We start from the raw sequence: 19418 nt of genomic DNA, 5'->3' as shown, positions 1-19418 counted from the left end.
CTGCACAAGCGAAGCGCGGAAGCCTTTTTGCGTGTGCCCAATGCCTCGATACTATTCATCTTTATGAACGCCGTACTCTCTCCCCCTAACATTTAGGAGGTTTCTTATGAAACACACAAACAAAAGCGCAAAGCGCTTTACAAGTTGGGCGGCAGTACTCACACTTGCCGCATCGTTAGTGATTATGGGGCTCTTTACCGCCTGCCCCAACGCCGCAGGCGGCGGAACAAGTTCCGGCGGTAACACGAGCGGGGGCACAACGCAATCCAAATACACCGTAAACTTTAGCGTAGAAGACGGGAACGGCACACTTACGGCAAAGGTAGACGGCACGGCAATAAACAGCGGCGCCCAAGTGGAAAAAGGCAAAACCGTAACCTTTACCGCAGCTCCCGCAGCGGGCTACAGAATAACAGGCTGGACCCGTAACGGCGGCTACCTGCCCATTGCAGGAAACACTTATTCGGAGCCAATTACCTCCGATGTAACGGTAACGGTTGCCTTTGAATTGGATGTTCCCAACTACACCGTAAATTTTAGCGTAGAAGGCGGCAACGGAACCCTTACGGCAGCTGGCCCTAACGGACAGCCGATTACAACGGGTACCGAAATAGCAAAAGGAAAAAAAGTCCGCTTTACCGCAGTGCCCGCAACAGGCTACATGACCGACAGCTGGACAATCTCGGGCGGCACCTTTGAAGCGGGTACCGGCACCCCTGAAAATCCCCTTGCAAGGGTAACCGTAAGCGCCCCCCTTACGGTAAAGGTGAGCTTTAAGCCGGCTGACTCCATACCGCTTTCAAAATTAATAATCGCAGGCACCGTGCTTAAAGGCTACACGGGCGAAAAACCCAGAGGCATATTGCGCGTACCCGCACACATTACCGAAATTTTCGGCAGCGCTTTTTATGACTGTACCGGCATAACGGAAGTACACCTTCCCGAAAGCCTTACCAAAATCGGCAGCGATGCTTTTTACAATTGCCAGGGTATAATAAAGCTCTCTTTAAGTAAAAACCTTACCCGCATCGGGGAGTATGCTTTTTACAGCTGTAGAAACCTTGAAGGAATGCTCGAGTTCCCCCCGAACCTTGCCGAAATCGGTCGTGGTGCTTTTAACCAATGCTTTAAAGTAAGCGGCCTCGATTTTTCCAAGTGCACACAGCCGCTTACAATTAGCAAGGGTGCGTTTCAAAACTTCAGAATAACAGGCACCGTCAAACTTCCCTCATGCCTTAACTCTTTGGGAGAAGGTGTATTTTGGGGCTGCAATAAGGTAGCACTCTTTGATTTTTATGCGTGCAAAAACCCGCCCCTTACGGCAATCGGCACCAACGCCTTTAACTATACAACAGGCCGCTTTAAAGTTAAAACCGGCACAGGCATAAAAGAACTGCTCACCGCCTCAGGCGTAGATGCAAGCAGAATAGACGAGGAGCCGTAAACGGCATAAAAACTCACGTCCTGTGAGTTTTTATGCTTCAAGTTTGCCTACGGCAAACGGTTTGCCTCAAGGCAAACTCGCGGTATCTATGGCTGTTCCGGCATCCGTGCCGGGACTGTGAAAAGAAATTTCCCGCTTTTCCTACGGAACAACGCGAATGGCGGGTACACGGGCGCGGTGCAAAAAATTCTGCACAAGTGAGGGCGCGTGCGCCCGAACGCGGAAGCCTTTTTGCATCCGCCCTGATGTACCCGCCGATTATCGGTATTTTGGAGGTATGTTATGCTGAAGTACTGTTTACGTGAAAACTTACTCACACCGGACGAAAACGACTACATGGCGCAGGCTGCCGATGTGCGCTCGTTTTCTCTTGACGAAATCATTGACCTTATGATGCAAAAAGGTTCAACCCTGACCAAGGCGGACACAAAGGCGGTGCTGCAAGTGTACGGCGAAGTGGTTTCCGCCCTGATTGAAGACGGCTCTGCGGTAAACACGCCCCTTATGAACACGGCATTGAGCATTACCGGTACCTTTATCGGGGCGGCGGACAGCTTCGACAAAAAGCGCCACAACATCAAACTCAACCTTACGCCCGGCCTCCTGCTTAAAAATGCGCTTACAAAAATCAAATGCGAAAAGACGCAAAGTACCGACACAAACCCCTACATTACCGAAGTTACCGACATCGTATCGGGCAAGGTGAACGAGCTTCTGAGCGCAGGCGGCGTTGTGCAGCTGGTAGGCGCAAGGTTAAAGTTCGACCCCAAAGACGCCTCACAAGGCATCTTCTTTGTACCCGAAGCGGGGGCCGAAGTAAGGGCTGCCGTCATCGCCGAAAACAAACCCGCCCGTCTTATGGCAATCATCCCTGCGGACTTAAAAGCCGGCAATTGGTACATCGAAGTGCGCACAAAGATAATCGGTTCGTCGCAAAAAAGCAAAAGCCTTAAAACGGGCAGATTCGATAAACCGCTTACCCGCACATAAGCTTTGACAAACCGCACAGCCTTCGCCGGTCAAAACACGGAACCTACGGCCGCCGTAGTGCATAACCTACGCCTGCCGTAGCTTATAACCTTCGTCGGTCGTAGGCATTCCGATTATAACATTAAAGCTGCTTATACTCGGCGACCATTTCACCTATGCGGCGCAGGGCTTCTTTGATTTTTACAATGCTTGTTGCATAACAACAGCGGATAAAGCCTTCGCCGCCTGAGCCGAACACCGAGCCGGGAACAACGGCAACCCGATGTTTTTCTATCAATTCGGTTGCAAACTCTTCGGAAGTTAAACCGCTGAAGCGGATATCGGGGAATATATAAAACGCGCCTTCCGGCTCTGCAACTTTAAGCCCCATATCGCAAAAAGCCTTGTACATAAGGTTGCGCCGCTGGGCGTAGGATACGCGCATTTTTTCCACTTCGCCCATACCGGAACGAAGGCCTTCCAAAGCTCCGTACTGGCTCATAATCGGCGCGCAAATCGACGAATACTGGTGCAGCTTATGCACCTGCTCCATCAAGTCGGCCGGGCAGCAAATAAAGCCTATGCGCCAGCCGGTCATCGCAAAGGATTTTGAAAATCCGTTTAAGATAATACTGTACGGCTTCATGCCCGGAAAAGAGCCTATTGAACAGTGTTTGTGCTCGTCGTAAATCAATTCGCAGTATACTTCGTCCGACAATACCCATATTTGATGCTTTTGCACCAGGGCGGCGATTTTTTCCAGCTCGTCGCGCGGAATAACGCGGCCGGTCGGGTTGCTCGGCGAACAAATCATCAGCGCCTTTGTTTTAGGCGTTATCAGTTTTTCCACCGATTCGGCGGTAGGATAAAAACCCGTTTTGCCCGTATCCAAGTGGACGAGCGTTACGCCGCACAGGGCCGCTAAAGGCTGATACGAAACATAGCAGGGCTCGCAAATAATAATTTCGTCGCCCGGATTTAAAACCGCACGCAATACCGCGTCTACGGCTTCCGACACGCCGACGGTAACAAGAATTTCGTTTGCGGGATTGTAGTGTAAATCGTATTTTGTAAGGTAGCCGGCAATCGCTTGGCGCAGTTCCTTTAAGCCCCAGTTCGACGTGTAAGAGGTATGTCCCTGCTCCAAATGATAAAAAGCTTCTTCCCTGATAGTCCAAGGCGTGGCAAAGTCGGGTTCGCCGACACCCAAAGAAATAATATCGTCGCGGCCGATAATCAAGTCGAAAAACTTGCGTATACCCGACGGGGGAATATCCTTCATAAGGGAAGAAAAGCGGTCGCTTCTGGTGTTTTGTTCCATATTATGCGGTTACCCCTTCGCGGCCGTCCGTTTTTTCGCTTACGTATACGACGTCGTTTTCTTTATACGTTTTTAAAATAAAGTGCGTTTTGGTGCTGCGCACTCCTTCAATCGTGGACAGTTTGCGCGCAACAAAAAAGGCGACATCCTGTAAGCTTTCGCCTTCGATAACCACTTTTAAATCGTAGCCGCCGCTCATAAGGTACAGGGCGCGCACTTGCGGAAAGCGGTAAATGCGCTCGGCAAGAGCGTCGAAGCCGTGTTCGCGCTCCGGCGTAACCTGAATTTCTATTTCGGCGCGCACGGAAGCGCCTTCGCCGTTTATTTTTTCGGGGTTTACGATTGCGGCATATTTTAATATAACGCCCTCTTTTTCGAGGTTTTGTATAATCGCCCGAACCTCTTCAGGCGTTTTTTTTGTCATAACGGCGATGTCTTCAGCCGAAATGCGCGCATCGGCACGCAGTAAATTCAAGATTTCTTCCATACCGGAACAATACCGATTTTACCGACTTTTTGCAAGGCGTGTTTATCTCAAAATTAAAATCATTGAAAATATATAAAAAAAACGATATACTTCAGTAAATTATTTCGGAGAGTTTTATGACTGATAAAAAATCACATGAAAAATTGCTTAAATCGGTTTTTACCGCCCTTTTTGCGGCCTTGATTGCCGTAACCGGTTTTATTTCGATTCCCCTTCCCGGATCTCCGGTGCCCATCGTATTACAAAACATGATGCCCGTTTTGGCGGCAGCCCTTTTGGGCGGCGTGCAGGGAGCGGGAGCGGCAGGTCTCTTTTTGCTTGCAGGAATGCTGGGACTTCCCGTATTTGCCGGAGGCCGCGGCGGAATGGCAATCATCCTCGGTCCGACGGGCGGCTTTTTAATCGGCTATTTTTTGGCCGCTGCCGCTGCGGGATTTTACATAGGTAAACCCTCGGCTGAGCATAAAACCGCCCTGCACAGAATTATTTTGGGCACTCTTTTAGGCTTTGCCTTCATTTATATTCCGGGTATAGCCCAATTTATCAAAGTTACCGGAAAAGGTTTTATCGAAGCCCTCAGCCTTGCCTGCATACCCTTTTTGCCCGGTGACGGCTTAAAAGCGGTGTTAACCGTTGTACTTGCGGTAAAACTCAGACCCGTTATTGCCCGTTACTTATATAAGGATACGGACCTCGGCGCATGAACAAAAAAGCGGCAATAAGGGTTGAACATATAAGCAAACGCTTTTTCAGGCCCGACCCCCTGTACGGTTTTGAATATGCCGTACATGCCGACCCTACAAGCGGCAGTGACGCGGCCGCAGCGGAAAAATCAGGAGAGAACACTCCCCTTATCTCGGTTTTAAACGATGTGTCCTTTACCGTCTATGAGGGCGAATGCCTCCTTATCGGCGGGGCAAACGGGTCGGGGAAAAGCATACTTATGTCGATCATTGCGGGATTGGAAGAAGCTTCGGCGGGCACGGTCTCGGTAAGCGGAAGATGCGGTCTTATTTTTCAGGACGCGGATATGCAGATTCTCGGCGAAACACCGGCCGAAGACGTTATGTTCGGCTTAAAAAATCTCAAACTTAAAAACGACGAAGCTCACAAGCGCTGTAAAGAGGCCTTGGAAAAAACCGGTCTTTTAAAACGCGCATCCTTTCCCGCCCGTTTTTTATCGGGAGGCGAAAAACGCCGCCTTGCCGTCGCGGGAATCCTTGCAATGGACTGTCCCGTCGTCATCTTTGACGAACCCTATGCAAACCTGGACTACAGCGGCGTAGTGCAGGTAAACGATTTGATAGCCATGTTAAAACAAGACGGCCGTACGGTTTTGATTTTAACCCATGAATTGGAAAAATGTTATGCCCTCGCCGACCGCTTTATGGTCCTGTCTTTTGGAAAACTCGTATTCGACGGCACGCCGGGTGAGGGTTTAAAACTCGACCTTAAGCAATGGAATATCCGGCATCCCCTGTGCTCGTATAAAAAACGGGAGGACTTATTATGGACATAAAGCCGCTTTTTTCCTACCGAAGCGGAAAGAGTTTTATCCATAAAATGCCGGCCGTCGTTAAGGTGATTTTACTTTTTGCCCTGCCCGCAACAGTTTTTTTCGTCTCCCCCCTGTACTGTTTTATATGGATAGGGATTAACGCAGGCGCAGCCCTTTATGCGGGATTCGGTATAAGACAGCAAATACTTGACCTAAAGCCTTTAGCCTACTACGTTTTTTTTCTTATTCTCGTCCAGGCCGTCTCTTTTATTGCAGGCTCGGATACGTCGATACGGCCGCTTATCGAACTCATCCTCAAACTCGTATGTGCCCTGCAAATCACCTCGCTTTTTTTTAACACCACCACATCGCTTGAATTAAAATCGGCCCTCGAAAAAATCCTTCCGGCCCGCATCGCCCTCTTATTTGTGCTTTTTTTAGCCTTTATTCCCATGCTTTTTTCGGTATGGGCCCGGCTTGAACTGTCATGGAAGGCCCGCGCCGGTAAAAACGGCGTAAAAAAACTCTTTGTACTGTTACCCGTCTTTATATCGCTCTCTCTTTTTAAAGCCCGGTCATTATTTTATTCTCTCCAAAATCGCAATTAAATAAATGCGAGCGGCATTTTCGGATTTTTTTGCCGATTTTTCCTCTTTTTTTTCAAAAAAGACTTGCACGAACAGATATAGTGTTATATAATGCAGTTGTTGCGGATAAAACGCTATATATGCAAGCGTAAATCCGTACCTTTTACAAAACGGAGATCCTATGCGCTGCCCCTATTGCGGAAGCCTTGACGACAAGGTACTTGAATCGAGAACCATGACCAACGGGGAAAGCATAAGGCGCAGAAGAGAATGTCTTTCCTGCGGTTACCGTTTTACCAGCTATGAACACATCGAAGAAAAGCCGCTTATGGTCGTTAAAAAAGACGGAAGACGGGAGCCCTTTGATCGTACAAAACTGGAAAAAGGCATAGAACGCGCATTGGAAAAGCGCCCCGTCTCCACCTCGCAAGTGGAAAATATCGTCAACGATATTGAAAGCCAGGCGGTTATGCGCGCACGGGGCAGCCGTGAGATTTCCACAGCCGACTTGGGAAATCTGGTTTTGGAAGCACTGCACAAGGTCGATAAGGTCGCCTACATACGCTTTGCTTCGGTATATCGGCATTTTGAAAATTTGGAAGAATTCGTTACTGAAGTAAATAAGCTGGGAGGAGGCGAATGAACGGGCAAAGCAGTTCTGCCGAACAAAGCGTGTTCCCCGAATGGAAAACTTTTTTGGGAACCGATAAAGACGATAATTCGGCCATGTTCATCAAGCATGTCGTAAAACGGTCGGGGGAAATAGGGGATTACGACCGTTCCAAAATCAATACCGCCATAGGAAAGGCCGTTACGGCTGTTGAAAAACGGCCGAACCCCGATAAGGCGGAGTTCCTCACGCAAAAAACCGAAGAGAAGCTCCGCCTTATGATGGCCGGACGGCATAAGAATTCCATTCCGGCTATTGAAGAAATTCAGGATATAGTCGAAACGGTATTGATAGAAGAAAATGAAGTACAGGTTGCAAAAGCCTATATCCTGTACCGGGCAAAACACGAGGCTATGCGCGATGCGAAAAGCCTTATGCTCGACATCAATACGACCATGGGTCAGTATTTAAGCCAGTCGGATTGGCGCGTAAAGGAAAATGCGAACGTAAACTATTCGCTGGGCGGCCTGATTTTGCATAATTCCGGGGCAATTACGGCAAACTATTGGCTGACAAACGTGTATTCAAAAGAAGTTGCCGAAGCCCACAAAACAGCCGCCTTTCACATCCACGACTTATCGATGTTCTCGGGCTATTGCGCGGGCTGGTCTATCCGCCAGCTTGTAGCCGAAGGCTTGGGAGGCGTTCCCGATAAAATTACGTCAACGCCCGCAAAGCACTTGTCCACCCTCATCCAGCAGATTGTCAACTTTTTAGGCATTATGCAAAACGAATGGGCGGGTGCCCAGGCCTTCAGCTCTTTCGACACCTATTTGGCACCCTTTGTAAAAAAAGATACTTTAAGCGAAAAAGAAGTGCGTCAATGCATTCAAAGCTTTATTTACGGTGTCAACACGCCCAGCCGCTGGGGAAGCCAGGCTCCCTTTACAAACATCACCTTGGACTGGACGGTTCCCGAAGACATGAAGGACAAAAAAGCCATCGCCTGCGGAACCGAGATGGACTTTACCTACGGCGACTGCCAAGCCGAAATGGATATGATAAACAAGGTTTTTATCGAACTCATGCTCGAAGGCGATGCGGCGGGCCGCGGTTTTCAATATCCCATTCCCACCTACAATATAACAAAGGATTTTAACTGGGACGGCGAAAACGCACGCCTTTTATTCGAAATGACCGCCCAATACGGTACCCCGTATTTTCAAAACTTTGTCAATTCCGACTTGAATCCGGGCGATGTGCGCTCCATGTGCTGCCGCTTACAGCTGGACAAACGCGAATTGCGAAAACGCGGCGGCGGTTTATTCGGTTCCGACGAATTTACCGGCTCTTTGGGCGTTGTTACAATCAACCTGCCGCAAATCGGCTATTTGGCAAAAACAAAACAGCAGTTTTTTGCACGCTTGGACTACCTCATGGATTTGGCAAAGGAAAGTTTGTGCGCAAAACGCAAGCTTATCCAGCGCTTATTGGACGGCGGACTTTTCCCCTACACAAAGCGCTATCTTTCCACGCTGAACAACCACTTTAATACAATCGGTTTGTGCGGAATGAACGAATGCTGCCTTAACTTTTTGGGCGTCGACATCGTTCATCCGGAAGGAAAGGCCTTTGCCGAAGAAGTGCTCCTTCATATGAGGCAGCGCATGGCCGACTATCAGGAAAAAACGGGGGAACTGTTCAATTTGGAAGCGACCCCGGCTGAAAGTACCTCCTATCGGCTTGCAAGCCACGACAAACGGCAGTTTCCCGATATTATCACGTCGGGCGAACACGACCCTTATTATACGAATTCGACACAGCTTCCGGTAAACTATACGAGCGACATATTTGAAGCTATGGATCATCAGGAAAGCTTGCAGACAAAGTACACGGGAGGAACCGTATTCCATACCTTTATGGGCGAGGCTATAAAGGATTGGAGAGCCTGCCGGGATTTGGTAAAAACGCTTACGGCAAATTACCGCATTCCCTACATTACGATTTCGCCGACATATTCCATATGTAAAGTTCACGGTTATTTGCCCGGCGAAGTCTTTGAGTGTCCGAAATGCAAGGCCGAAAAAGAACATGAACTGCGCTTAAAACTTCAACGGTTGGAAGAAGAAAAGCGTGTATCGCTTGAAAAAGCGGCAAACTTATAATATATTGAATAGTGGAGCTGTCTAAAGCGACTTTATTTCGGACAGCCCATGGGGAGGATTAAATGGAACCGGTGAGAACTTTGGCTCAAATTGAAGCCGATATAGCCCGGGTCAAAGAAGATTTGGCTCAAGTGCGCGGAACGGAAACCGAAGTCTATGCGCGGATTGTAGGTTATTACCGCTCGGTGCGCAATTGGAATAAAGGAAAACGCGACGAATACAATCACCGCAAACAGTTTGTCTGCGACGGTATACACTCCGACGAACGGGATGCCGCTTGCGCCGCCCCCCATACGGCCGGGGAACATGCAGTTGCCGCAAATACCGTAAACGCCGAAGGCATACCCGCCTTTTACGAATTTTTCGGCAGAACAACCTGCCCGAACTGTCCTCCCGTAAAAAACTATTTGGCATCGATAGATGCGGAAGGTACCTATATCGATGTCGATACGGAAGAGGGTTTACAAAGAGCCGCACAGCTCGGAGTTTTGGCAGCCCCGACGGTTGTCGTATTCGATAAAAACGGAGAAGAAACGGCGCGCGCTCACAACGTTGCCGAGCTTTCGCGCATCCTCGTTCCCGCAAAACAGCACGTAGCTTAATTAGACACCATGCTTACGGGCGCTTTAATCAAAACGACCCTTGTCGATTATCCGGGTAAGGTCGCCTGTGCATGGTTTTTAACGGGCTGCAGTTTGCGCTGTCCTTATTGCTACAATACGGACAGCGTTTTTAACAGCCTGCCCCCGGAAGAAAGCCGGACGGAAGATGAGGTTTTTGAGCATTTAATAAAACGGCGGAATGTTCTTTCCGGTTTTGTTATATCCGGCGGGGAACCTCTTATCCGCACGGAAATACCTTCAATCATCAAAAAAGCGAAAAATACGGGCTATGCGGTAAAACTGGACACAAACGGTATGCATCCCGCCGCCCTCGAAGCCCTGTTTGAAGCATCCGATACAAGTCCCGACTTTATAGCTGTCGACATAAAAACGTCACCGACTCGTTATAACCTCTTAGCCGGAAACACGCCGCTTTTAAACAGCTGCGGCGCGCACGAACTTTTAGAGCGCACCCTCTCTTGTGTAAAGCGTCTCCCCGCCGCCCGGCGCGAATTCAGAACAGTGCTGGTTCCCCCCCTTGTACAAAAAGCCGATATAGCGCGGATGGCAGCACTGTTACCCCCCGACGCATCATGGCGCTTTGCCCCCTTTATACCGGGAAACTGTCTTGACCCGGCATACAACGATATAATTCCCTACACCGATGAACAAATGCAATCCCTTGTATCCTATGCCCAAAGCCTTATACCGGACAGTTTGTTAAGGTAAACTTTCCCGTTTACAAATCCGTGAATCGGGTGTACAATAAATAAAAGGACAAAGCAAAACTCTTGTCTTATGCCCTTATACACACATCTTTAAAACGTTTTTCAGGAGGTTTTATTTATGATTACTTTTTTAGTATGTGTCGCAGCTCTTGTCGGAGGATATTTTCTGTACGGCACATTTGTAGAAAAGGTTTTCAAACCCGATGCAAACAGACCGACCCCGGCCGTAACGCATCCGGACGGAGTTGACTATGTTCCTATTTCAAAACCCAAGGCTTTTTTAATTCAACTTTTAAACATTGCCGGCTTGGGACCGATTTTCGGTGCAATTTCAGGCGCTCTGTGGGGCCCCAGCGTTTATCTGTGGATTGTTGCGGGTACGCTGTTTGCCGGTGCGGTACATGACTATCTTGCGGGAATGCTGTCCGTCCGTAACGACGGTGCAAGTATTACCGAAATTACGGGAAAATATTTGGGACCGGTAATGCAAAATATTATGCGCGTCTTCGGTCTTGTTCTTTTGGTTATGGTCGGCGTTGTGTTTATGGTAGGACCGGCAGGACTCTTGGCCCTTCTTACCCCCGAATGGCTTAACGTGAAAGTATGGACGATTATCATCCTTGTCTATTATTTCCTTGCAACCATTCTTCCGGTCGATAAGGTTATCGCCCGCCTCTATCCGATATTCGGAGCCTTCCTTATTTTGATGGCTTTGGGAGTTTCGATTGCAACCATCGCAAACAGCGGTACCCGTCCGATGATGGAACTCACCCTCGCAAACCTTCATCCCAGTGAAGGGCAAAAACCTATTTGGCCGCTGATGTTTATCACGGTAGCCTGCGGTGCCATTTCGGGCTTCCACGCAACCCAATCACCAATCGTATCCCGCACGCTGAGAAACGAAAAAGAAGGCCGCTGGGTTTTCTACGGTGCAATGGTAGCGGAAGGCATTATCGCGATGGTATGGGCTTCGGCCGCAATCGCTTTCTTTTGGAATAAAGACGGATCGGGAACCGGTCTTAAAGCTTTGCTCGCACTCGGCGGAGGAAACTCGAAGTCGGTATACGCGATTTGTACGGGACTGCTCGGAACGGTAGGAGGCGCAATCGCCATGATCGGCGTTATTGCCTGCCCGATTACATCCGGCGATACGGCTTTCCGCAGCGCGCGTATGATTATCTTCGATTGGTTTAAGCTCGACGAAAAGAAACTGAATATACGTCTTTCAATAGCCGCACCTCTTCTTATCATCGGTTACGGTATTTCACTCATCAACTACAGTGTCGTCTGGCGCTATTTTTCATGGTCTAACCAAACCCTTGCGATGATTGTATTGTGGGCCGGTGCCGCATATCTTGCGACAAACTACCCCGAAAAGAACCGCTGCTGGCTTGCCGCAATTCCCGCAACCTTTATGTCGGCAGTTTCAGTAACCTACCTTATGTATGCAAAAGAATGCTTTAATCTTGTACGTTTGGGAGACAAGGGAATTACGATTTCATACGCAGTCGGTATAGCAGCGGCCGTTGTATTCCTGGCTCTGTTTATCGTCAGAATATACATGAACCCGAAGCGCAGCCTTGAGCTTCAAAGTAAAATCGTCATAGGACGCAAGCACTGATAATATTCACCGGCAACGGCGAAGAATGGGGCAGGTTTCCATACGGAACCTGCCCTTTTTTTATCCCACCCTTCCTCAAGTTAAAACGGGCGGCAGCATGTAAGCAGCCTGTTTTGAACCCTTCCTTTTCCGCCTGCTGTCCGGATTGCGAATTTATTATTCGGGTTTATAAAGTAAAGATTTCCGACTTCCCCGCGTTCAAACAAAACCGATTTTTTTCGGTTGTAAGCAAGCCCTCTTTTTGCATTTTACTCAATTCGTTCGACAAAGCGCTTCTGTCCACGCTTAAATAATCGGCAAGTTCCTGACGGTTAAAGGGTACGCAAAAGGTTCCGCTTCCGCATTGTGCCGCCCGGTGCGATAAATACGACATAAGACGCCCGCGTATCGATTTTGACGAGGTATGAAAAATCCTTCGCGATAAATGAAGGTTTTTTTGGGCAAAGATAAAAAGCAAATTGCGGATAAGCTTGTTGTGATAAGAACAGGCACGGGAGCAGACGGTCATCACGCGTTTTGCATTTAAAAACAAGACTTCGCTTTGCTCCGTCGCCGTTACATCAACCATTAAAGCTTCACCTTCGGCAAAGGCATAGGTTTCCGCGCAGGTATGCCCCGCACCGATTTTATCCAAAACGCTTATGTTTCCCCAAAAATCGGTATTTTCGATGATAACGCTTCCCGACAATACCAGGGCAAAGGATTGAACGATTTTTCCCGCACGGAATACTTTTTCGCCCTTTGCAAACGGCCGCTTTTCAAAGCCCAAACATTCAAGCGCTTTTTTTATTTCATCCGCTTCGATACCGGAAAAAAGCCCTGTGTTTGCCAATAATAAAAAATTCATATAATTTTTCCGTTTTGTTGTTATAACAACATCTTTCTTTTTACAACCATAGTATATTAGCCTTGAAACATCAAGGGGACACACCCGAATATAAGGAGACGATTATGGAAAACAAGATGTTCTGCTGGCAGTGCCAGGAAACCGCAGGCGGCAAGGGCTGCACCCAATCGGGTGTATGCGGGAAAAAACCCGAAACCGCCGCCTTACAGGATTTGTTGATTTATGTAACAAAGGGACTTTCGGCCGTAACCGGTAGGCTGCGCTCCGAGGGTACAAGCGTAGACCGCGAAATCAACCGATTGGTTACGCAAAATCTTTTTACTACAATTACAAATGCAAACTTCGACGACGATGCGATTATAAATCGTATTTGTCTTAGCCTCGACACAAAGGAAGCTTTGTTATCCCGGATAAAGGACAAATCTTCTTTACCCGAAGCCGCACTGTGGAACGGTGAAAAAAATACGTTTGTGCAAAAAGCCGCACAAGTCGGCGTTCTTTCTCAGGACAACGAGGATGTACGCAGTTTGAGGGAATTGATTACTTACGGTTTAAAAGGATTGGCGGCCTACTCAAAACATGCAAACGTGTTATTGCATTACGACGATGAAACCGACGCCTTTATTCAAAGTGCGCTTGCAAAAACATTGGACGAAACTTTAAGCGTAAACGATTTAATCGCCTTAACGCTGGAAACGGGAAAATTCGGTGTTGCCGGCATGGCTCTTTTGGATAGGGCAAACACCGAAACTTACGGCAATCCCGAAATCACCAAGGTAAATATCGGCGTCGGTACAAAACCCGGTATCCTTATTTCCGGTCACGATTTACGCGATATGGAAATGCTTCTTAAACAAACCGAAGGAAGCGGCGTTGACGTCTATACTCACTCGGAAATGCTGCCTGCACACTATTATCCGGCGTTTAAAAAATACACGCATTTTGTCGGGAACTACGGTAATGCGTGGTGGAAACAAAAAGAAGAATTTCAAAGCTTTAACGGCCCAATTCTGATGACCACAAACTGTATTGTTCCTCCGAGTGAAAGCTATAAAAACCGCTTATACACCACCGGCACGGCGGGCTTTCCCGGCTGTCCTCATATTGAAGGCGATATCGGAGAAGAAAAGGATTTTTCGCAAATTATAGAACACGCAAAACGCTGCAATCCTCCCGAAGAAATTGAAACCGGAGAAATCGTCGGCGGCTTTGCTCATAATCAAGTGCTCGCACTGGCGGATAAGGTCGTCGAAGCGGTTAAATCCGGCGCTATTAAAAAATTCATCGTTATGGGCGGCTGCGACGGGCGCGCAAAATCGCGCAATTACTATACCGAATTTGCGGAAAAGCTGCCCCGCGACACGGTTATTTTAACGGCGGGCTGTGCAAAGTACAAATACAACAAATTAAAGCTCGGCAATATCGAAGGCATTCCCCGCGTTTTGGATGCCGGCCAATGCAACGATTCATACTCTTTAGCTTTAATTGCTTTAAAATTAAAAGAAGCGTTCGGCTTAAATGATATCAATGAACTTCCCATCATATACAATATTGCATGGTATGAACAAAAAGCGGTTATCGTATTGCTGGCCCTGCTTTATTTAGGCGTAAAAAATATTCACTTAGGCCCGACCCTGCCGGCATTTCTCAGTCCGAACGTTGCAAAGGTTTTGGTCGAACAATTCGGAATAAGCGGAATCGGCAGCGTCGAAGACGACCTCAAACTCTTTTTTCCCCAAGAGGAAGATGAGTCAAAAAGCACGGGAGAACAAAGCGCAAAAAGCGGCGGCGTAAACTCCGATATGCTTATAGGCGATATATTGCGCGCCGTCCCCGATGCCGCCTCCGTTTTGACTTCTTTCGGTATGCATTGTTTGGGCTGCCCCTCGGCACAGGCGGAATCTTTAGCCGACGCCTGCATCGTACACGGCCTCGATGCGGACGCAGTGGTAAAGGCACTGAATCATAAGGCGGCGGTATAGCCGTACCGGGCTGCCCCAAAGACGGCTTTAAGGCAGCCCCTACAATGGAGTATGTTATGAGTACATTTTTAGGTCCTATTCATTATATGATGTATGACAAGATTCGCCGGCAGGAGGATTTTTGCACATACTTGCTTGAAACGGCGGCATCCGAAAAAATGCGGGAAAAAATCCGCAGCCGCCTTGAAAAATCCTGCGGCCCAAGCGAATGTGAACCTCTGGAACAGGTTATAGATACTGGAAACATTCACGGCTGGATTCAAAAAAGAATTGACAGGGCTGAAAGCAGACTTGCTCTTTCGGTACGTTTATTGACAGAGGAAGCGGGTGTAAGTATGGAGGACTTAAAACAACATGCTTTTACGTTCGGTACTCACAGCGCCTTCGAAAAAGATACAAGCCCCGAAGAAGCTTTTAAAATATATAATACCGTATTTTTGGACGGTATGCCCTGCGACCGCATAAACGAAATTACCGAACAAAGCGGCAGTGCTATTGCGTGGCGCAGAACGCGCTGTGTACATCGGCAGTACTGGGATAATGGCGGAGCAGATATAAACGATTATTATGCACTGCGTTCTGCATGGATACAGGGAATGTTTTCCGGCAGCAATCTGTGTTTTGACGACAACGGAAAACTGTATCGAATTACAAGGAAGGTGAACAATGTACAGCATTGATTTAATGATTGAAGAACATAAAAATATTTTAGCAGTGATTAAGGTTATGCGCACCGTATGCTGCGGGATTCTTGAAGGGAAGCCGATTGACGAAGAAGACTTTAGAAACATGATTCATTTTGCCCGAACCTATGCGGACCGTCATCACCACGGGAAAGAAGAAGACATCTTATTTCGCGATATGTCGGAAAAACTGGGAAACGCCGCACAAACGCTTATCAGGCACGGAATGCTGGTCGAACACGATTTAGGCAGATTTTATATAAGCGAATTGGAAAAAGCCTTAAACCGCTATGCACAAAATCCGGACACGGAAACCAAATTGGATATTTTGGCGCGTACGGCACAATGGTCGGATCTTTTGACCCGCCATATCGAAAAAGAAAACGAAGCGGTATATCCTTTTGCGCGGCGCGGTTTAAGCAAGGATGTTTTACAAAAAATAGATGAAGAAGTTCATCTGTTTGAAATAAAAGCGGAACAAGCAGGCATACAAAAAACAAATCTGCACATATTGCGGACTTTGTCGGAAAAATATGCTTGACAATAAATAAACGGAGGTTTTTATGAGTTACGAAAATTGGAAAGACAAAACCACAGGTTTTGAAAAAATCGACGTGCGGCAGCTGCAGGGCAATTTTTTTCCAGGTCTTAAAAAAAAGGCGGAATCCTTAAAGGCGGGAGAAGGGTTGGTTATCATACAGCGCTTTGAGCCTCACCCTCTTTATGAGGTGTTTGAAAAAATGGGCTTTGAATATCATACCGAAGAAATTGCGGAAAATGAATTTCACGTATTTTTTTACCGCAGCGAAGTTATCGATACGGACGGCGGCGAAAGTCCCTTCCGTCCGATAGCCCTTTTAAATTATCCCCTTATCGATGAGGATTTGGGAAAAATTGCCGTCGATTTTTGGAATGTAACATGGAAAAGCAAAAAGCGCAGCCTTCCCTACGAAATGCGCCTTTTATTATCGCTTACAAACGCGGCGGGAGCCGGCCGTATGCGGCAGGCATCGCGTGAATTGATAAAGGCCTATGCATGCGGTGTCGATACGGCCGTTTTTGACGATATATTTGAGCTTTTGGCGTGGAATCAGGGAATCGGTTATTTCAGTTCGGAAATAGGACCTTCAGCGCTTTTCCAAGCGTATAAGATGATAAAAGCGGGGGAAAAACGCGGCAAAAGCCGTAAAGAAATACTGGACAGCTTAACCGAAAAATTCGGCGAAAAAAATCCCGAAGTCGGGGTGCAATAGCGTAAAAAGAACGTAAAAAAAGGGGCCGGTTCCGTCTGAAAGACCTGTTGCTTTTAGGCGGAAGCGAGCCCCCGATTCGTCCTCAATTAAATCTTTAAAAATCCGGAAATCTCCGGATTAAAAATCGATGGAATACAAATCAGTGGATTAAAAATCCCTTTTCCACAAACCGTGAAGGTTGCAGTATTCGTATGCCGCAACGGGTTTATCGTCCGCAGTAAGCGAAAAAACAACTTCGGGTTTGTCACCGGGATTTAAGCATTTGCGCTGAGCGCCCTTTTCGGTTTGCAAGTACACCCACTGAATGAAGTGTTTTTCTTCCATAGGATGAGCAACCGAACCGACGGTTACCTTTACTTCTTTGCCGTTTACTTCAACGACGGGAACATGTTTTTCCTGAGCCGCGTCCGTGCTTCCGGCAATAAGTTCGGCCATTTTTTCACCGCAGCACACAAGGGGAACTCCGGCGTCATGAACCAGGGCGGCGATATTGCCGCAGTGTTTACAAATAAAAAAACGTACTTTACACATATGAGCCTCCATATATGTAAGTATAACATATGAAAGGCCAAAGGGAAAGTGCGGTTGTCACAGTACATACGCTATACATAAAGAAGGCGTGCAAAAGATTTCAAGCCGGACAGATACTTTCCGCTTAGAGCAATTCACTGTTTCAGTTTTTTAAACAGCCGATAGGAACGACGAGGATTCCGTCTTCGCGTTTGTAAGCATATTGTCCTACGCCGGTTAAAACCATTAAAAATGCCGGTTCCTTCATTTTTACGGTATCGATTTTATCCCGCAGTTTTAAAAGATTGACAGCTCCCTCATTGATAAAATCATCGCCGCCGAGTTTTATTTCAATCAAGCCGTAGGAGCCGTTTCTTAAATGAAGGACGGTATCGCATTCGAGGTTCGCATTATCCCTATAGTGATACACCGAACCGTCAAGGCTTTCGGCAAAAACACGCAAATCGCGTACGCACAGTGTTTCAAAAAACAAACCGAATGTTTTTAAATCGTTTATAAGGTCTTCAGGCCCGATTCCCAAACTCGCTGCGGCAATGGACGGGTCTACATAGTATCTGGTGTCTGATGTTCTGATTGCGGCCTTTGAGCGGAGGTTCGGATTCCATGCGGGCATATCTTCCACAACAAATATTTTTTTTAAGGCGCTGATATATGTTTGTACGGTATCTTCATTAACGGTTTCAACGTCGTTTGCCGCTATATCCTGAGCGATAACCGTATAGGCGGCTTGGCTCCCTTGATTTCTTGCATAGGACTGCATGATTTTTTTTACGCGCTCGGGATTTTTATTGATGCCGTCCGCACGGTTTATGTCCGATTTGACAACCGCGTCATAATAGTCGAAAGCTTGCTGTAAGGCGGCTCCTCTTTTTAAATCGACTGATTGAGGCCAGCCGCCGCGGCAGACAAGAAAAGCCAGCTGTTCGATAGAAAGTTTGTTTTCACCGTCAATATTCACATTTCCGGCAAACAATTCTTTAAGGCTGACTTCACCGCTCGATTCGAGTGATTCATACAAACTCATCGGTCTCATTGTCAGCCATGTAAACCTTCCGGTTCCCGAATGGGTGATTTCTTTTGTATCGGGCGGAACGGCCGAACCGGTAAGTATAAATTGTCCCGTTTTGCCGCGCGTGTCGACTTCGTACCTCACCGCATCCCACAAAACAGGGGCTATTTGCCATTCATCGATGAGGCGCGGCGTATCTCCTTTTAAAAGCCGCTGAGGATTGAGTTTTGCAAGATTTATGTTTTGTTCTTTTGTTTGCGGATTATCCATCCTTAAAACACTGCCGGCTTTTTGAAGGGCGGTTGTCGTTTTACCGCACCATTTAGGGCCTTCAATCAATACCGCCCCCTTAGCTTCAAGCTTTTTTTGCAAGATGTTATCCGCAATACGGGGTTTATAGGACTTCATACCTACATTATACGGTTTTTCGGCGTTTTGTAAAGATTTTTTTCGGCGTTTTGTAAGGATTTCTTTCGGCGTTTTGTAAAGATTTTTTTCGGCGTTTTGTAAAATTCAAATGCTGCACAAACAGCCGAAAAAAGCGTTTTACTCGGAATCAAAATCGATTAAAGTACGCACGGGCGTCGGCGCCAACACTTCTCTGTGTTTTAAAAAGGGCAGCCCGACCACGCCGAAAAATTCGGCAACGGAAGCACCGGCCTGTTCCAATATCGTTTTAACGGCATTCAGGGTTCCCCCCGTGGCTATCAAATCGTCAATAACCAAAATGCGCTGACCTTCTTTTATGTCGCTTTTATGGATTTCGATTTCGGCGGTGCCGTATTCCAACTGATAACTGCATGACCATTTTTCGCCGGGAAGCTTGCCTTTTTTACGGACCAAAATCAGGGGTATTCCCATACGGTCGGCAAAGGGGGCTGCAAAAATAAAGCCCCGCGATTCCACACCTGCAACGGCATCTATTTTTTCATTGCGGTATATATCGACCATCGCGTCTATACAAAAGCGGAAAGCTTCGGGGTTTACCAAAATGCCCGTAATATCGTAAAACAAAATACCCGGCTTCGGAAAATCCGGCACACGGCGCAAAGCGCGGTCAAGAATCGTTACGTCCATAAAG

At 47.5% G+C, this 19418-nt stretch carries 20 protein-coding genes; 14 read left to right on the top strand and 6 right to left on the bottom strand.

Annotated elements, in window-relative coordinates; all coding sequences use genetic code 11:
• Nucleotides 1-106: 106 nt before the first annotated feature.
• Both V1L52_RS01860 and V1L52_RS01855 read left to right on the top strand, forming a co-directional pair.
• Entirely contained in the window at nucleotides 107-1444 is a 1338-nt protein-coding gene (locus tag V1L52_RS01860; RefSeq protein WP_428770601.1) for a leucine-rich repeat protein, read from the top strand.
• Nucleotides 1445-1726: 282 nt separating this feature from the next.
• Nucleotides 1727-2434 (top strand): DNA-binding domain-containing protein, encoded by a 708-nt coding sequence (locus V1L52_RS01855; protein WP_428770600.1) that lies wholly within the window; start codon nucleotides 1727-1729, stop codon nucleotides 2432-2434.
• A 121-nt stretch (nucleotides 2435-2555) separates the two neighbouring features.
• Here the strand turns inward: V1L52_RS01855 and V1L52_RS01850 are convergent, their stop codons facing one another.
• Complete coding sequence (locus V1L52_RS01850; RefSeq protein ID WP_428770599.1) at nucleotides 2556-3734, bottom strand: pyridoxal phosphate-dependent aminotransferase; 1179 nt, start codon at nucleotides 3732-3734, stop codon at nucleotides 2556-2558.
• Between the two features lies 1 nt (nucleotide 3735).
• Entirely contained in the window at nucleotides 3736-4221 is a 486-nt protein-coding gene (locus V1L52_RS01845; protein ID WP_428770598.1) for an Lrp/AsnC family transcriptional regulator, read from the bottom strand.
• A 116-nt stretch (nucleotides 4222-4337) separates the two neighbouring features.
• Here V1L52_RS01845 and V1L52_RS01840 point away from each other — a divergent pair, with 116 nt between their 5' ends.
• The 8 genes from V1L52_RS01840 to V1L52_RS01805 all read left to right on the top strand — a co-directional run bounded on the left by V1L52_RS01840 (nucleotide 4338) and on the right by V1L52_RS01805 (nucleotide 12032).
• Nucleotides 4338-4925, top strand: coding sequence for a biotin transporter BioY (locus V1L52_RS01840; RefSeq protein WP_428770597.1), 588 nt, complete (start codon nucleotides 4338-4340; stop codon nucleotides 4923-4925).
• Nucleotides 4922-5740, top strand: coding sequence for an energy-coupling factor ABC transporter ATP-binding protein (locus V1L52_RS01835; RefSeq protein WP_428770596.1), 819 nt, complete (start codon nucleotides 4922-4924; stop codon nucleotides 5738-5740). The genes V1L52_RS01840 and V1L52_RS01835 overlap by 4 nt, the downstream gene beginning before the upstream one ends.
• A complete protein-coding gene (locus V1L52_RS01830; RefSeq protein ID WP_428770595.1) occupies nucleotides 5731-6327 on the top strand; it encodes an energy-coupling factor transporter transmembrane component T family protein in 597 nt (198 codons plus the stop codon). The genes V1L52_RS01835 and V1L52_RS01830 overlap by 10 nt, the downstream gene beginning before the upstream one ends.
• 160 nt (nucleotides 6328-6487) lie before the next feature.
• Nucleotides 6488-6949 carry a transcriptional regulator NrdR gene (gene nrdR, locus V1L52_RS01825; RefSeq protein WP_428770594.1) on the top strand — a complete coding sequence of 154 codons (462 nt, stop codon included), beginning with the start codon at nucleotides 6488-6490 and terminating at the stop codon, nucleotides 6947-6949.
• Complete coding sequence (locus V1L52_RS01820) at nucleotides 6946-9081, top strand: ribonucleoside triphosphate reductase (RefSeq protein ID WP_428770593.1); 2136 nt, start codon at nucleotides 6946-6948, stop codon at nucleotides 9079-9081. Before nrdR ends, V1L52_RS01820 begins: the two co-directional genes overlap by 4 nt.
• A gap of 62 nt (nucleotides 9082-9143) precedes the next feature.
• Nucleotides 9144-9683 (top strand): anaerobic ribonucleoside-triphosphate reductase, encoded by a 540-nt coding sequence (gene nrdD, locus V1L52_RS01815; protein ID WP_428770592.1) that lies wholly within the window; start codon nucleotides 9144-9146, stop codon nucleotides 9681-9683.
• 9 nt (nucleotides 9684-9692) lie between these two features.
• Nucleotides 9693-10412, top strand: a complete 720-nt coding sequence (locus V1L52_RS01810) for an anaerobic ribonucleoside-triphosphate reductase activating protein (protein ID WP_428770591.1) — start codon at nucleotides 9693-9695, stop codon at nucleotides 10410-10412.
• A gap of 117 nt (nucleotides 10413-10529) precedes the next feature.
• Nucleotides 10530-12032 (top strand): carbon starvation CstA family protein, encoded by a 1503-nt coding sequence (locus V1L52_RS01805; protein ID WP_428770590.1) that lies wholly within the window; start codon nucleotides 10530-10532, stop codon nucleotides 12030-12032.
• Between the two features lie 166 nt (nucleotides 12033-12198).
• On the opposite strand, the gene V1L52_RS01800 is transcribed toward V1L52_RS01805, so the two are convergent.
• The gene (locus tag V1L52_RS01800; protein WP_428770589.1) at nucleotides 12199-12879 is read right to left on the bottom strand and encodes a Crp/Fnr family transcriptional regulator; all 681 of its coding nucleotides are present in this window, start codon (nucleotides 12877-12879) and stop codon (nucleotides 12199-12201) included.
• 104 nt (nucleotides 12880-12983) lie between these two features.
• On the opposite strand from V1L52_RS01800, the gene hcp reads away from it, so the two are divergent.
• The 4 genes from hcp to V1L52_RS01780 are packed head-to-tail and all read left to right on the top strand — an operon-like array spanning nucleotide 12984 to nucleotide 16797.
• Nucleotides 12984-14861, top strand: a complete 1878-nt coding sequence (gene hcp, locus V1L52_RS01795; RefSeq protein WP_428770588.1) for a hydroxylamine reductase — start codon at nucleotides 12984-12986, stop codon at nucleotides 14859-14861.
• A gap of 56 nt (nucleotides 14862-14917) precedes the next feature.
• Nucleotides 14918-15541, top strand: coding sequence for a hypothetical protein (locus V1L52_RS01790; RefSeq protein WP_428770587.1), 624 nt, complete (start codon nucleotides 14918-14920; stop codon nucleotides 15539-15541).
• Complete coding sequence (locus V1L52_RS01785; RefSeq protein ID WP_428770586.1) at nucleotides 15528-16085, top strand: hemerythrin domain-containing protein; 558 nt, start codon at nucleotides 15528-15530, stop codon at nucleotides 16083-16085. The genes V1L52_RS01790 and V1L52_RS01785 overlap by 14 nt, the downstream gene beginning before the upstream one ends.
• A 22-nt stretch (nucleotides 16086-16107) precedes the next feature.
• On the top strand, nucleotides 16108-16797 hold the full coding sequence (locus V1L52_RS01780) for a DUF2249 domain-containing protein (protein ID WP_428770585.1): 690 nt from the start codon (nucleotides 16108-16110) through the stop codon (nucleotides 16795-16797).
• A gap of 147 nt (nucleotides 16798-16944) precedes the next feature.
• On the opposite strand, the gene V1L52_RS01775 is transcribed toward V1L52_RS01780, so the two are convergent.
• The 3 genes from V1L52_RS01775 to V1L52_RS01765 all read right to left on the bottom strand — a co-directional run bounded on the left by V1L52_RS01775 (nucleotide 16945) and on the right by V1L52_RS01765 (nucleotide 19414).
• Nucleotides 16945-17328, bottom strand: a complete 384-nt coding sequence (locus V1L52_RS01775) for a desulfoferrodoxin family protein (RefSeq protein ID WP_428770584.1) — start codon at nucleotides 17326-17328, stop codon at nucleotides 16945-16947.
• A 142-nt stretch (nucleotides 17329-17470) separates the two neighbouring features.
• Nucleotides 17471-18745, bottom strand: a complete 1275-nt coding sequence (locus V1L52_RS01770) for an ATP-binding protein (RefSeq protein ID WP_428770583.1) — start codon at nucleotides 18743-18745, stop codon at nucleotides 17471-17473.
• A 138-nt stretch (nucleotides 18746-18883) separates the two neighbouring features.
• Nucleotides 18884-19414 (bottom strand): adenine phosphoribosyltransferase, encoded by a 531-nt coding sequence (locus V1L52_RS01765; RefSeq protein WP_428770582.1) that lies wholly within the window; start codon nucleotides 19412-19414, stop codon nucleotides 18884-18886.
• Nucleotides 19415-19418: the final 4 nt, after the last annotated feature.

It is taken from the genome of Treponema sp. HNW (genome assembly GCF_050320395.1).
Taxonomy (GTDB): Bacteria; Spirochaetota; Spirochaetia; order Treponematales; family Treponemataceae; genus Treponema_C.
This window is presented reverse-complemented; position numbering and strand designations above follow the sequence as displayed.